Source organism: Variovorax palleresanus (assembly GCF_051144945.1).
In the GTDB taxonomy this organism is placed as follows: Bacteria; Pseudomonadota; Gammaproteobacteria; order Burkholderiales; family Burkholderiaceae_C; genus Variovorax; species Variovorax paradoxus_S.
Window position 1 is genome coordinate 4,133,935 of the sequence record NZ_JBJNVP010000002.1, and the last position, 14,324, is coordinate 4,148,258.

Consider the following 14,324-nt stretch of genomic DNA (forward strand, 5'->3'; position numbering starts at 1 on the left):
CGAAGGATGAGCTTCTTTGCCATCCTGTGTGCGTTGCTGATCGAGCAGGTGCGGCCGCTCGCCCCCCACAACCCGGTGTACGGCGGCGTGCTGGCGTGGACGCGCTGGACCAGCCGCAACTTCGATGCCGGCAAGCCGCATCACGGATGGGTTGCGTGGGCCCTTGCGGTGTTCGTGCCCACCTTGCTGACGCTGGGCATTCACTGGCTGCTGGTGCTCACGCTGGGGCTTCCGTTCGCCGTGCTCTGGAGCATTGCGGTGCTCTACGTCACCCTCGGCTTCCGGCAGTTCAGCCACCACTTCACGGACATTCGCGATGCGCTCGACGAAGGCGACGAGCCGCTCGCGCGTTCGCTGCTGGCGCACTGGCAGGGTGTCGATGCGGCCGACCTGCCGCGCAGCGAAATCGTCCGCCACGTGATCGAGCATTCGGTGATCGCGGCGCATCGCCACGTGTTCGGCGTGCTGGCGTGGTTCTCGATACTTGCCGCCCTGGGCCTGGGGCCGGCCGGTGCGGCGTTCTATCGCATGAGCGAATTCGTCTCGCGCTACTGGATGCACAAGAACGGCGCCGCAATACAGCCTTCGAGTGTCTCGGTGCAGCGGGCCGCGGAGCGCGCCTGGCACGCGATCGACTGGCTGCCCGCGCGCATCACCGCACTGGGCTTCGCCGTTGTCGGGAGCTTCGAAGAGGCCATCGATTGCTGGCGCAACGACGCGCGGCGCTTTCCGAGCGAGAACGACGGCGTGATCCTCGCGGCAACCTCGGGCGCGGTCAACGTGCGCCTTGGGGGCGGTGCATTGAGCCCGATTCCGGTCACCGATCCGCTGCCGCGCGCGCAGGCCGGCGATTCAGTGGACGACGGCCGCCGGCTCGACAGCGGCAGCACGCCGGGCCGCGAGCCCGAGCCCGGCCACCTGCGCAGCGTGGTCGGCCTGGTCTGGCGCTCGGTCGTGATGTGGATGGTGCTGCTGGCCCTGCTCACGCTGGCCCGGCTGCTCGGCTGAACGACATGACCACCTCGCTACCGGCTTTCTGGAGCCCGCGCATCGGCGCGCTCGAACCCTATGTGCCCGGCGAGCAGCCACGCATCGCCAACCTCGTCAAGCTCAACACCAACGAGAACCCGTACCCGCCGTCGCCGCGCGCCGTCGACGCCATCCAGCAAGCGGCAGCGAGCGGCCTGGAGCGCTATCCCGACCCGACTTCGCTTGCAGTGCGCGAAGCGGTGGCCCGGCGCCACGGCCTGCAAGCCGACCAGGTGTTTGCGGGCAACGGTTCGGACGAGGTGCTGGCGCACGCCTTCTTCGCCTTCTTCCAGCAGGCCGAGCCGTTGCTGATGCCCGACGTGAGCTACAGCTTCTATCGGGTCTATGCGCAGCTCTATGGCATTGCATGCGAACTGTTGCCGGTCGATGAGGGTCTGCGCATCGACGTCGATGCCATGGCGGCCCGTGCCCGCGGCGGCTGTGCCGGCCTGGTGATCGCCAATCCGAACGCACCTACGGGCATCGGGCTGCCGCTTGCGCGCATCGAGCAACTGCTCGCGGCGTGCCCTGGGCGCGTGGTGCTGGTGGACGAGGCGTATGTCGATTTCGGCGGCGAGAGCGCGCTGCCGCTGGTCGGCAAATATCCGAACCTGCTGGTGGTGCAGACCTTGTCCAAGTCGCGCTCGCTGGCCGGCTTGAGAGTCGGCTTTGCCTGCGGCCAGGCGCACCTGATCGATGCGCTGGTGCGCGTCAAGGACAGCTTCAATTCCTATCCGCTCGACCGGCTCGCCACGGCGGGCACGGTGGCGGCCCTCGAGGACGAGGACTGGTTCAAGACCACGCGCGACAAGGTCGTCGATACCCGCGAAGGGCTCAGCCTGCAGCTCGAAGACCTGGGCTTCGAGGTGCTGCCGTCGCACGCCAACTTCGTGTTTGCGCGTCATCCGAAGCGCGATGCGGCTGAACTCGCGGCGCAGCTGCGCGAGCGTGCGGTGCTGGTGCGGCATTTCAAGCAGCCGCGCATTGCGCAGTACCTGCGCATCAGCATCGGCACGCGGGAGCAATGTGGGGCACTGGTGCGGGCGCTCGAATCGATCCTGGGCGTTCAGTAGTTCAGTAGCGGGACTGGCTCAGTTCGGCAAAGAGCTCGCCGTAGATCTTGTAGCGCGACGCGCTGATCGGCCCCGGCCTGGCGGGCGAATCCACGTTCGCGATCACGCCGCATCCGGGCTCGTGCAGATGGGTGCAGTTGTAGAACTTGCAGTCGTTCGCGTGCTCGGCAATGTCGGGCATCAGCTTCGCGAGCTGCATCGGCTGGATGTGGTTGAGCCCGAATTCCTGGAAGCCCGGCGAGTCGATCAGGCCGGTGGTGCGTGCCTCGTCGATCCAGTACCAGGTGGTGCTGGTGGTCGTGTGCTTGCCTGAGTTCAGCGCCTGCGAAATCTCTTGCGTCAGCACGGTCGCGCCCGGCACCAGCAGGTTGGTCAGGGTGCTCTTGCCCGAGCCGGAGGGTCCGAGCACGAGGGTCGACTTGCCGGCAAGCAGCTTCATCAGCGACGCATAGTCTGCTTCGCCCGATGCCTTCAGCGACAGCGGCAGCACGCCGTGATGCATGCGGCGATAGGGCGCCAGCTTGTTCCATGCGCGCCCGAAGGGCTCGACCAGGTCGCTCTTGTTGAGCGCGATGATCGGCGTGATGCGCTCGGCCTCCGCCGCAATCAATGCGCGCGCCAACTGGTGCTCGGAAAACTCCGGCTCGGCCGCGATCAGGATCAGCACGTGGTCAAGGTTGGCCGCAAACGACTTGGTGCGGATCTCGTCCTGTCGATAGAAGAGGTTGCGGCGCGGCAGCACCTCTTCGATGGTGCCCTCGTCCTCCGTGGCCTGCCAGTGCACACGGTCGCCGACCACGGCCTGGCTCTTCTTGCCGCGCGGGTGGCAGATCAGCCGCTCGCCGGTGGGTGTTTCGACGAGGCAATGACGTCCATGGCTGGCAACAACGAGACCGTCGTGTAGCGTCTTCGCAGCAGAGGCGGCGGAGGCAGCGGCGCGGCCCGGCTTAGCCACGGGCGTGATCCGTCATGCGGTGGGGCCCGCAACCAGCGCATCCGCCTGGCGTGCGCATTCGAAGTCGGTGACCGAAAGTCCGCCCACGTCGTGCGTGTTGAAGCGCACGGCGCAGCGGTTGTAGTGCACCGACAAGTCCGGATGATGGTCTTGCGTGTGGGCGATGAAGGCCAGCGCATTCACGAAAGCGATGGTCTCGAAGTAGTTGGCAAAGGTGAAGGTCTTCTCGATGGCGACGTTGGCACCGTCGCCGCTGAGCTTCCATCCGTCGAGCTTGGCGAGGCCGGACACGATCTCGGTGGCGCTCAATGCGTGGCGGGGAGGAATGTTTTTCCAGTCTTTGGGCTTGAACATGCTGCTCATGGTCTCGGCTTCCGGGGCAAGTATTTTTTCAGGCCGCCGCCATGCGCGCGAGGCGCTCGGAGGCCGGAGGGTGGGAATAGTAGAACTTGACGAACACCGGGTCGGGCGTGAGCGTCGACGCGTTGTCCTGGTAGAGCTTGAGCAGCGCCGTCGACAGGTCGGCGCCGCTGGTCTGCGCAATGGCATACGCATCGGCCTCGAACTCGTGCTTGCGCGACAGCCGGGCGGGCAGGGGCGCGACGAAGAAGCCGAACACCGGAACCGCCAGCATGAACAGCAGCAGCGCGAGCGCATTGTTCGGCGCCGTCGCCGTCATGCTGGGCTGCACGCCCAGCCCCGTGTAGAACCAGACCTGGGTCGACACCCAGCCCAGCAGCGCGAAGCCCGCCAGGCTCAGCGCGAACATGGCCACGAGCCGCTTCACGATGTGGCGGTGCTTGAAGTGGCCGAGTTCGTGCGCGAGCACGGCTTCCACTTCGCTTGCGCTGAGCTGGCGCAGCAGCGTGTCGTAGAACACCACGCGCTTGCTCGCACCAAAGCCCGTGAAGTACGCGTTGGCATGGGCGCTGCGGGTGCTGCCGTCCATCACGAACAGGCCCTTGGCGGCAAAGCCGCAGCGCTTCATCAAGGCCGTCACGCGATCCTTGAGGTCGGGATCGTCGAGCGGCTTGAACTTGTTGAACAGCGGCGCAATGAACGTGGGGTAGATCAGCATCCCCAGCAGGTTGAAGCCCATCCACACGGCCCAGGCCCAGAGCCACCACATGGTGCCGGCGGCGCCCATGAGCCAGAGGATCAGCGCCGCGATCGGCAGACCGATTGCCGCGCCGAGCAGCGTCGACTTGAGGGTGTCTGCAAGCCAGAGGCGAAGGGTCATCTTGTTGAAGCCGAAACGCTCTTCGAGCCTGAAGGTCTGCCAGAGCGTGAATGGCAGCTCGAGCAGGCCGCCGATGGCCGCGAACGCCGCCAGCAGGGCCAACTGCTGCACCATGCCGCCGCTGAGCCAGGCCAGCAGCAGCTTGTTGAGCACGTCGAGCCCGCCCAAAAGCGTCCAGCCCAGCAGCAAAGCGGTGCTCCATGCCATCTCGACCAGGCCGAAACGCGCCTTGGCAATGGTGTAGTCGGCTGCCTTCTGGTGCGCGGCGAGGCTGATGGTGTGTTCGAAAGCGGCCGGCACCGCGCCGCGGTGCTGCGCCACGTGGCGCACCTGCCGCGAGGCGAGCCAGAACTTCACGAGCAGGCCCGCGACCAGTGCAGAGGCGAAGGCAATGGTGAAGATGAGCGAATAGGACATGAGCGTCGAGTTTAGCCCTCGGGTCCGGCCGGTGCAGACCTTCGACGACAATCCAGCGATGCCCGAATCCCTTGACCCCACGACCGCCACAGCCACGCCCGTCCTGAAGAAAAGCGACCAGAACCTGGTCTGGCTCGACTGCGAAATGAGCGGCCTCGACCCGGAGAAGGAGCGCCTGCTCGAGATTGCCGTGGTCGTCACCGGCCCCGACCTCACGCCCCGCATCGACGGCCCCGTGCTGGTCATCCACCAGAGCGACGCGGTGCTCGACGCCATGGACGCCTGGAACAAAGGCACGCACGGCCGCAGCGGCCTGATCGACAAGGTGAAGGCTTCCACCCTGGACGAAGCGGCGGCCGAGCAGCAACTGCTGGAATTCATCGCCAAGTACATTCCGCGCAGCGGTTCGCCGATGTGCGGCAACACCATCGGGCAGGACCGGCGCTTCCTGGTCAAGTTCATGCCCAAGCTCGAGGCGTACTTCCACTACCGCAATCTCGACGTCAGCACCTTGAAGGAGCTGGCCAAGCGCTGGAAGCCGGCGGCATACAACGCCTTCAAGAAGCAGCAGGCGCACACCGCGCTGGCCGACGTGCACGAATCCATCGAGGAGCTCGCGCACTACCGTGAAACCTTTCTAAAACTCACGGATTAGGTAAAAACCCCGACCCGTGCCATAATCGAAGGCTTCGCTGATCCGGGTTACCGGTATTTTTGGTTTTTCTGGTCGGCGTCTCTTGCATCTCCCTATCTTGCACACCGCGCCCGATCGCATCCGCTGATCAAAAAGGGCCGCAGCCTCCGGCGTAAGCCAGAAGCTGAATGTCGTTGGATGGTTGATGTTTTTAACCACCAACGGGGCGCCGCCTTCGGCAGCGCTCGCGTTTGAGATTGATATCTACATGACCGACGCTTTTGAAGCGCAGGGCGAGTTCGCGCCTGTGCAATCCACCAACAACAACGAATTCATCGCCGCCGTGGACACCGTGTCCGAGGCACCGATTCTCGAGGCGCTCGACGCAGCAGCCCCCGAAGCGGCCGTGGCCGAAGAGCCCCGCCTGCCCAACGGCTTCGTCAAGCTCGGCCTCGCGCCCGAACTGATCGCCGCCGTGGCCGACCTGGGCTTTACCCAGCCCACCACCGTGCAAGACAAGGTGATCCCGCTCGCCATGGGCGGTGAAGCCGGCCAGGACGGCAAGGCCCGTTTCGTCGACCTGATGGTCTCCAGCCAGACCGGCTCCGGCAAGACCGCGGCCTTCCTGCTGCCCGTGCTGCACACGCTGCTCAAGCGCCAGGCCGAAGCCGAAGCTGAAGCCAAGGCCGAATTCCAGCGCCTGGCCGCCGAAGCCGCTGCCCGCGGCGAAGCCGTGCCGAAGAAGCCGAAGCGCAAGGACCCGACCAATGCGCGTCATTTCAAGGCCGCCACCCCTGGCGCCCTGATCCTGTGCCCGACGCGCGAACTCGCGCAGCAGGTGGCGCACGACGCCATCGAACTGGTTCGCCATTGCCGGGGCCTCCGCGTTGCCAACGTGGTGGGCGGCATGCCCTACCAGTTGCAGATCGCCAAGCTGCAGAACGCCGACCTCGTGGTGGCCACCCCCGGCCGCCTGCTCGACCTGCAGCGCTCGTCGCAGCTCAAGCTCGACCAGGTCAAGTTCCTGGTGGTCGACGAAGCCGACCGCATGCTCGACCTCGGCTTCTCCGACGACCTGGCCGAAGTGAACCAGCTCACCATCGAGCGCCAGCAAACCATGATGTTCAGCGCCACCTTCGCGCCGCGCATCCAGCAGCTGGCCCAGCGCGTCATGCGCGAGCCGCAGCGCATCACCATCGACAGCCCGCAGGAAAAGCACGCCAACATCAAGCAATCGCTGTACTGGGCCGACAACAGCCAGCACAAGCGCAAGCTGCTCGACCACTGGCTGCGCGACACCAGCATCAACCAGGCGATCGTGTTCGCCAGCACGCAAGTCGAATGCGACGGCCTCGCCGGCGATCTGCAGCAAGAAGGCTTCAGCGCCGTGGCGCTGCACGGCGCCCTGAGCCAGGGCCTGCGCAACCGCCGCCTGATGGCGCTGCGCCAGGGCCAGGTGCAGATCCTGGTGGCCACCGACGTTGCCGCCCGCGGCATCGACGTGCCGACCATCACCCACGTCTTCAACTTCGGCCTGCCGATGAAGGCCGAGGACTACACCCACCGCATCGGCCGCACCGGCCGTGCAGGCCGCGACGGCCTGGCCATCACGTTTGCCGAATTCCGCGATCGCCGCAAGATCATGGACATCGAGCAGTACAGCCGCCAGCAGTTCAAGGCCGAAGTGGTCGCCGGCCTCGAGCCGCAACAACGCATGCCGCAATCGCGTCCCCCAATGGGCGAGTACCGCGGTGGCCGTGGTGACAACCAATCGCGCGACCGCAAGTTCGGCAATGGCGGTGCAGGCGGCGGCGGTGGTTACCGCGGCGGCAACAGCGGCGGCTACGCCGGTGCCAGCGGCTTCAACGACCGCAACGCACGCGGTCCGGCCCCGAGCCAAGGTCACCAGGGCCCGCGCGGCTTCCAGGGCGGCAACAACGCCGGCTTCGGCGGCAGCCGCGACGACGGCGGCAACGGTGGTGGCTACGGCCGCAAGCCGGGCTGGGGCGACAGCGCCCCGCGCGGCGGCCATGGTCATGGCGGTGGCCGTGGCGACGGTGGCTTCGCCCCGCGTGAAGGCTTTGCACCCCGCGAAGGCTTCGCACCGCGCGGCAATGGCGCAGGCCATGGCGGCCCGGGCAAGGTGTTCGTGCCCCGCGACGCACAAAAGCGTGCGTTCAAGCCCACGCGCTGATCCATTCCGAAGCGGCCAGCCGGCCGTCTCGCCCCAAAAGAAAGCCCGCGCTTCGCAAGAAGCGCGGGCTTTTTCATTGCGGGTTTCCGAGGGGCTCCCTGCAGCGGATTTTGATTGACACATGAATCGATGAAAAGTAATGTAATAGCGCATTGCTTCCCCGGTCCGCATCGCGGCCGCCGGTTCATCGATATCTGCTTTTCAAATTTCGACCATGAAAATCGCGATTCTTGGGGGTGGCCACGGCGCCTATGCGGCCGCCGCGGACCTGTCCGAAGCCGGCCATGAGGTGCGCCTCTGGCGTCGCGACGCGGCCGCGCTCGAGCCGGTCGTGCAAGCCGGGGCCATCACGCTGAAGGATGCCGATGGCGCGCGCGAGGTGCCGCTTGCGCTGGCCACCGCCGACATCGCCGCGGCGCTGAAGGGTGCAGAACTCATCGTCGTTCCCACGCCCGCCATTGCGCAGCACGACATCGCGCTTGCCATGGCGCCGCACCTGGTCGACGGCCAGGTCGTCTTCCTGCCGCCGGGCACCTTCGGCAGCTACGTGATGGCAAGAACGGTGCGGCAGGCCGGCAACCGCGCCGACGTGGCCTGGGCCGAGACCGGCACCTTGCCGTACCTTGCACGCAAGCACGGCGAGCGCGAAGTGAATGTCACGATCCGCGCCATCCGCCTGCCCACCGGCGTGTACCCGGCCCGCAAGGAGGCCGAAGCCATCGAGGTGATCCGCAGGGCCTACCCGGCCGTGCATGCCTGCGGCAATGCGCTCTCGGGCGCGCTCATGAACGCCGGCCCGGTCATCCACCCGCCTCTGATGGTGATGAACGCCGCCCCGCTGCAGCACTTCGAACGCTGGGACATCCACAACGAAGGCACGCAGCTCGCCGTGCGCGACGTGACCGACCGGCTCGACCGCGAGCGCATCGCGGTGCGCGAGGCCTTCGGGCAGGGCGCGCCGCACTATCCGCTGGCCGACCACTACGACAACGACCGGTGGATGTACGGCGATGCGCACAAGCAGCTCGTCAAGTCGGGCGACTGGCGCGAGAACATCGACCTGCACACGCATCGCTACATCACCGAAGACACCGAGCTCGGCCTCGCGTTCCTGGCCTCGGCCGCGCGCCATGCCGGTGTGGATGCGCCTATTGCGCACGGCTTGCTCGCCATCGTCGGCGGCTTTCTCGGCCGCGAGCTGCGCTACGGTCCGCGCACCTTCGAAAGCCTGGGCCTTGCCGAGCTGAGCGCGGCGCAGCTCGAGCAAAGGCTGCACGATGGCGAATGAGCCATTGCTGCCCCGCTTCGCCGCCGTCGGTGCCGGCCGCATGGGGCGCGGCATCGCGATTGCGTTCGCCTATGCCGGCCACCGCATTTCCCTGGTCGACCTGCGCCAGCGCAGCGACGAAGCCTGGCAACGCCTGCAGGGCGAAGCCAAGGCCGAGATCGAAAACAGCCTCGAGAGCCTGGCGCAGCTCGGCGTGATCGATGCGGCGCAGATCCAGCGCATCGCCGAGCGGGTGAGCTTCGTGAATGCCGAGGCGGCGCCGCAGGCACTGGCCGCCGCCGAGCTGGTGTTCGAAGGCGTGCCCGAGACCATGGAGGCCAAGCGCGAGGCCTTCGAGCAGCTCAACCGCCATTGCCGCGACGACGCCATCCTGACCTCGACCACCAGCAGCATCCTCGTGACGCAGCTCGCGGCGCTGGTGCGATTGCCCGGGCGTTTTCTCAACATGCACTGGCTCAACCCGGCCTACGTGATTCCGGTGGTCGAGCTCAGCTGCCATCCGGGCACCGACACCGCCGTGCTCGCGCGCACCAAGGCGCTGATGGAAGCCATCGGCAAGCTGCCCGTGGTCTGCGGCGCATCGCCGGGCTACATCGTGCCGCGGCTGCAGGCACTGGTGATGAACGAGGCTGCGCGAATGATCGAGGAGGGCGCCGCCACCGCCGAAGAAATCGACAAGGCCACGCGCTATGGCCTGGGCTTGCGCTTCGCCGCGCTCGGCGTGGTCGAGTTCATCGACTTCGGCGGCTGCGACATCCTGCACCATGCGAGCCGCGAGATGTCGGCCTCGATCGACAAGGGCCGTTACACCGCGCCGGCCATCGTCGATCGCATGGTCGAGGAAGGGCGGCTCGGCCTCAAGAGCGGCAGCGGCTTCTACGACTACCAAGGCCGCGACATCGCAGCCTACCGGCGCGACGTGCTCTCGCGCACGCTGGGTGAACTGAAGCACGCCGGGCTGTGGCGCGCGCCCGCCGACGAGACGCGTTCATGACGATCCGCCGCGCCTTTGCCGACCTGTCGGTGGGGCAGGTGCACTACGCGGCGTGCGGCGATGCGGATGCGCCAGCCGTGCTGCTGCTGCATCAGTCGCCGCGCAGCTGGGCCGAGTACCGTGCGGTGCTGCCGCTGCTCGGCGCGCGATACCGGGCCATTGCCATGGACACCGCGGGCTTCGGCGATTCGTCGGACGGCGGCGTGCCGGCCAGCATTGCGCAATGGGCGCGCGTGGCGTGCGAACTGCTCGATGCGCTGAACATCCGGCAGGCCGATGTGGTGGGCCATCACACCGGCGGCGTCGTGGCGATCGAGCTGGCCGCGGCCTTTCCTGATCGCGTGCGCGGCCTCGTGCTGTCGTCCACGCCGTACACCGGCGAAGCCTTCCGCATCGCCAGGGCCCAGAGGCCGCCCATCGACGAGGTGGCGCCAAGCGACGATGGAAGCCATCTGGCCGCACTCTGGCAAAAGCGCCAGGGCTTCTACCCGCCGGGCCGCCCCGATCTGCTCGAGGCCTTCGTGCTCGATGCGTTGAAGGTCGGCCATCGTGTGGAGGAGGGCCATCGCGCCGTCGCGTCCTACCGCATGGAAGAGCGCATCGGCCGCGTGACGCAGCCCGCGCTCGTCATCCGCGCCACCGGCGATCCGTTTGCCGCACCGCATGCCGAGGAGCTGCGGCACCATCTGCCGGATGCGCGCATCGTCGACATCGAAGGCGGCATGGTGCCGTTGCCCGACCAGATGCCCGAAGCCTTTGCGCAAGCGGTGCTCGACTTTCTTTCGGCCTTGCCATGAAAGCCATCCGCATCCACGGCTTCGACGCGGCGCCGGTGCTCGAAGAGGTGCCCGATCCGGTGCGACGGGCCGGCCGCACCATCGTTCGCATGCATGCGGCCACTGTCGGCCATATCGACCGCACCGTTTGGCGCGGCAGCTTTCTGCGCCATCCGCCGCTGCCCTACACGCCGGGCGTGGAGGCCGCGGGCGTCGTCGTCGAGAGCGACCGTTACGCTGCGGGGCAGCGCGTGTGGCTGCGCGGCAGCGGCCTGGGCACGCTGTTCGACGGCACCTGGTGCGAGCAGATCGATGCACCCGATGAAGCGCTTGGCCTCTTGCCCGACGCATTGCCGATGACGCTCGGTGCCGCATTCTTCTCGCCCACCACATCGGCATGGGTGGCACTGCATGAAGTCGCCAGGCTGCAGGCCGGCGAGCAGGTGCTGGTGACAGGCGCGAGCGGCGCCGTGGGCTCGCTCGCCGTGCAACTGGCACGCGAGCTTGGCTGCACCGTGGCGGCGGTCGATCCGGAGGCCGAGGCCCCGGCCATCGCGAGTGCGGACCTGCTGATCGACGCGGTCGGTGGCAGCGTGCTTTCGGCGGCCTTGCCTGCCGTGCGGCCCGGCGGGCGCGCCGTGCTCATCGGCTACACGGCGGGGCCCTCGCTGCAGCTCGACATTGCGCACTTCCTGCAGCGTGACGTCGCGCTGCTGCCGCTCAACATGTTCAGGCGCGAAGCCGCCGGCCGCGCCGCAGCGCCGGAGTTGCTCGCGCGCCTGGCCGATGGCCGCCTGCATCTCGACGTGCGGAGCTTCGCGCTCGCCGATGCCGCCGTGGCGCTCGAATGGATCGCGCAGCGTGGCCATCGCGGCCGCGCGGTGCTGGTTCCCTAGTCTTCTTCCGGCTCCCCGACCGGCACATGCACGTGCAGGTCGATCATCTGCCGCAGGGTCTGCTTCAGCTCTTCGGCGCGCCGCAGGCCAAAGGGCTCGAGCACGCGCCGCTCGTGGTCGCGCGCGAGTTCCATCAGGTGCTCCACCGCCTTCAGCCCCTTGCGCGTGATGCGCACCAGCGTGATGCGGCGATCACTCTCATGGGGCAGCCGCTCGACCTGTCCGCGTGCTTCCATGCGGTCCAGCAAGCGTGTCACGGTCGGCTGCTTGGTCACGGTCACCTGCGCGAGCTGCCCGATGCTGATCGGCTCGCTGCCCGCGAGCGACGCCATCACGCGCCACTCCGACACGGAAAAACCCTGCTGCCGCGCCACCTCGTGGAACTCCGAGGAGATCAGCTGGCTGGCCTGCGCCAGCAGTGCGGGCAGGTAGTCATCGACGAAGCGATGCGGTTCGGGCGGCTGCTCAGCCATGAAGGCACCTCACGGCCACGAGCCTCACGCCAGCCGCGGGCACGCTGCTTGCATGTCTAGGGTAATTCATGATTGTGGATACATTCATTTGTCAACATTATAGGAACCACGGTGCGGCAGCTTGCTCGCATCGTCCCACGAGAGAGAACAAGGACCCACATGGCTGAGCGTTCGTTCGTCGAAGAAGTCAAGAAGCTGCGGCTTTCCGGTGGCGAGGTATTTCGCGGTGAAGGCATTCTGGCGGTCACCAAGGCCCTGCTTGAATCGGGGGTTTCCTATGTGGCCGGCTACCAGGGCGCACCCATCTCGCATTTGATGGATGTGCTGGCCGATGCGCAGGACATTCTTGCGGAGCAGGGCATCCGCTTCGAGAACAGCGCGAGCGAAGCCACCGCGGCCGCCACGCTGGCCGCATCGGTCAACTACCCGCTGCGCGGCGCCGTCACCTTCAAGGCCACCGTGGGCACCAACGTGGCATCCGATGCACTGGCCAACCTCGCCTCCGGTGGCGTGACCGGCGGTGCGCTGATCATCGTGGGCGAAGACTACGGCGAAGGCTCATCGATCATGCAGGAACGCAGCCATGCGTTCGCGATGAAGTCGCAGATCTGGCTGCTCGATCCGCGCCCCAACCTGCCGAGCATCGTCGACGCGGTGAAGCAGGGTTTCGACCTGTCCGAGGCCAGCAACACGCCCGTGATGCTGCAGCTGCGCATCCGCGCCTGCCACGTGCACGGCCACTTCATCGCCGGTGACAACAAGCGCGCCAAGTTCACGCTGAAAGATGCGCTCGAGAACCCGCAGCGCGACGTCGGCCGCATCGTGCTGCCGCCAGCGAGCTTCATTCACGAGCAGGAAAAGGTGAAGGACCGCTGGCCCGCCGCGGTGCGCTTCATCGAGGAGCGCGAGCTCAACGAGTTCTTCTCGGAGGATGCCGACGACATCGGCATCATCGTGCAGGGCGGCAGCTACAACACGCTGCTGCGCGCGCTGGAGCGGCTCGGCCTGGCCGATGTGTACGGCAACACGCAGGTCCCGCTCTATGTGATGAACGTGGCCTACCCCGTCATCGAGAGCGAGGTGATCCGCTTCTGCGAAGGCAAGCGCGCGGTGCTGATCGTGGAAGAAGGGCAGCCCAACTTCGTCGAGCAGAACCTCGCCACCATCCTGCGCCAGGCCGGTTCGGCCACCGCGCTGCACGGCAAGGACATGCTGCCGGTGGCGGGTGAGTACACCGCGTCCGAACTGCTGAAGGGCGCGCGCACCTTCTGCGAGCGCTATGAGCGCCTGGCGCCGCTGCCAGCGCCCGTCGCGCAGCGCAAGGTGATCCCGCTCAAGGAAGTGGCCGCCATCGGCGTCGATGGCGCGCCCGAGCCCGCGCTGCCATCCACGTCGCTCAGCGAAGTGGTGCATGCGCGTCCCCCGGGCTTCTGCACCGGCTGCCCCGAGCGCCCGATCTTCAGCGCCATGAAGCTGGTCGAGCGCGAGCTCGGCGCGCACCACGTCAGCGCCGACATCGGCTGCCACCTGTTCTCCATCCTGCCGCCCTTCAACATCGGCAACACCACCATGGGCTACGGCCTTGGCGGAGCCGGCGCGGCGGCGCTCAATGCGCCGGCGGGCAAACGCGCCATCTCGATGATGGGCGACGGCGGCTTCTGGCACAACGGCCTCACCAGCGGCGTGGCCAACGCGGTCTTCAACAAGAGCGACAACCTCACCATCGTCGTCGACAACAACTACACCTCGGCCACGGGCGGGCAGGACATCCTTTCGTCGAACGCCGTCAACAAGACGCGCAGCACCGGCCACGAGATCGAACGCGCAGTGCGCGGCGTGGGCGTGGAGTGGGTGAAGACGCTGCGCCGCACCTACGACGTGGCCGGCATGCGCGATGCGCTGAAAGACGCGCTCACCACGACGAAAAAAGGCCCCAAGGTCCTGATCGCCCAGTCGGAATGCATGCTCAACAAGCAGCGCCGCGAAAAGCCGCTGGTGCGCAAAGCCATTGCCGACGGCAAGCGCATGGTGCGTGAAAAGTTCGGCGTCGATTCCGACACCTGCACCGGCGACCACTCGTGCATCCGCCTCTCGGGCTGCCCCTCGCTTTCGATCAAGCCCAACCCCGATCCGCTGCGCACCGACCCGGTCGCGACCGTGCTCGACAGCTGCGTGGGTTGCGGCGTGTGCGGCGAGGTCTCGCATGCCGCGGTGCTGTGCCCCTCGTTCTACAAAGCGCAGATCGTCAGCAACCCGAGCCGCTGGGATCGGGTGCGTGACCGGGCGCGCGCCGCCGTCATCGGCTGGCTGCAACGCGGCGAAGCACGCCGCCGCGAAGCCCATGCGTTCTGAAGC

Annotated in this window: 13 protein-coding genes; 9 read left to right on the plus strand and 4 right to left on the minus strand. The window is 67.1% G+C overall.

The window, feature by feature from the left end; translation table 11 throughout:
* The first annotated feature begins 6 nt into the window (after positions 1-6).
* Positions 7-1,008: a CobD/CbiB family protein gene (locus tag ACJ7Z0_RS23260; RefSeq protein WP_434791709.1), complete on the plus strand. Its 1,002-nt coding sequence runs from the start codon at positions 7-9 to the stop codon at positions 1,006-1,008.
* A 5-nt stretch (positions 1,009-1,013) separates the two neighbouring features.
* Positions 1,014-2,102 (plus strand): histidinol-phosphate transaminase, encoded by a 1,089-nt coding sequence (gene hisC / locus ACJ7Z0_RS23265; RefSeq protein ID WP_434791710.1) that lies wholly within the window; start codon positions 1,014-1,016, stop codon positions 2,100-2,102.
* Between the two features lies 1 nt (position 2,103).
* Here hisC and rsgA read toward each other — a convergent pair whose 3' ends face one another.
* The 3 genes from rsgA to ACJ7Z0_RS23280 are packed head-to-tail and all read right to left on the minus strand — an operon-like array spanning position 2,104 to position 4,714.
* Complete coding sequence (gene rsgA, locus ACJ7Z0_RS23270) at positions 2,104-3,057, minus strand: ribosome small subunit-dependent GTPase A (RefSeq protein WP_434791711.1); 954 nt, start codon at positions 3,055-3,057, stop codon at positions 2,104-2,106.
* A gap of 12 nt (positions 3,058-3,069) precedes the next feature.
* Positions 3,070-3,420, minus strand: a complete 351-nt coding sequence (locus ACJ7Z0_RS23275; RefSeq protein ID WP_055799535.1) for a 4a-hydroxytetrahydrobiopterin dehydratase — start codon at positions 3,418-3,420, stop codon at positions 3,070-3,072.
* 28 nt (positions 3,421-3,448) lie between these two features.
* On the minus strand, positions 3,449-4,714 hold the full coding sequence (locus ACJ7Z0_RS23280) for a M48 family metallopeptidase (protein WP_434791712.1): 1,266 nt from the start codon (positions 4,712-4,714) through the stop codon (positions 3,449-3,451).
* A gap of 58 nt (positions 4,715-4,772) precedes the next feature.
* On the opposite strand from ACJ7Z0_RS23280, the gene orn reads away from it, so the two are divergent.
* From orn to ACJ7Z0_RS23310, 6 genes are all read left to right on the plus strand, one after another.
* Positions 4,773-5,369, plus strand: a complete 597-nt coding sequence (gene orn, locus ACJ7Z0_RS23285; RefSeq protein WP_434791713.1) for an oligoribonuclease — start codon at positions 4,773-4,775, stop codon at positions 5,367-5,369.
* Positions 5,370-5,616: 247 nt separating this feature from the next.
* Positions 5,617-7,542 carry a DEAD/DEAH box helicase gene (locus ACJ7Z0_RS23290; RefSeq protein ID WP_434791714.1) on the plus strand — a complete coding sequence of 642 codons (1,926 nt, stop codon included), beginning with the start codon at positions 5,617-5,619 and terminating at the stop codon, positions 7,540-7,542.
* Between the two features lie 214 nt (positions 7,543-7,756).
* Positions 7,757-8,830 (plus strand): NAD/NADP octopine/nopaline dehydrogenase family protein, encoded by a 1,074-nt coding sequence (locus tag ACJ7Z0_RS23295; protein WP_434791715.1) that lies wholly within the window; start codon positions 7,757-7,759, stop codon positions 8,828-8,830.
* Entirely contained in the window at positions 8,820-9,824 is a 1,005-nt protein-coding gene (locus tag ACJ7Z0_RS23300; protein ID WP_434791716.1) for a 3-hydroxybutyryl-CoA dehydrogenase, read from the plus strand. Before ACJ7Z0_RS23295 ends, ACJ7Z0_RS23300 begins: the two co-directional genes overlap by 11 nt.
* Positions 9,821-10,621 (plus strand): alpha/beta fold hydrolase, encoded by an 801-nt coding sequence (locus ACJ7Z0_RS23305; protein ID WP_434791717.1) that lies wholly within the window; start codon positions 9,821-9,823, stop codon positions 10,619-10,621. Before ACJ7Z0_RS23300 ends, ACJ7Z0_RS23305 begins: the two co-directional genes overlap by 4 nt.
* Positions 10,618-11,496: a quinone oxidoreductase family protein gene (locus ACJ7Z0_RS23310; RefSeq protein WP_434791718.1), complete on the plus strand. Its 879-nt coding sequence runs from the start codon at positions 10,618-10,620 to the stop codon at positions 11,494-11,496. The genes ACJ7Z0_RS23305 and ACJ7Z0_RS23310 overlap by 4 nt, the downstream gene beginning before the upstream one ends.
* Here ACJ7Z0_RS23310 and ACJ7Z0_RS23315 read toward each other — a convergent pair.
* Complete coding sequence (locus tag ACJ7Z0_RS23315; protein WP_434791719.1) at positions 11,493-11,969, minus strand: MarR family winged helix-turn-helix transcriptional regulator; 477 nt, start codon at positions 11,967-11,969, stop codon at positions 11,493-11,495. The two genes, ACJ7Z0_RS23310 and ACJ7Z0_RS23315, sit on opposite strands and share 4 nt — an antisense overlap.
* Before the next feature lie 159 nt (positions 11,970-12,128).
* Here ACJ7Z0_RS23315 and ACJ7Z0_RS23320 point away from each other — a divergent pair, with 159 nt between their 5' ends.
* Positions 12,129-14,321, plus strand: coding sequence for a thiamine pyrophosphate-dependent enzyme (locus ACJ7Z0_RS23320; RefSeq protein ID WP_434791720.1), 2,193 nt, complete (start codon positions 12,129-12,131; stop codon positions 14,319-14,321).
* Positions 14,322-14,324 lie beyond the last annotated feature (3 nt).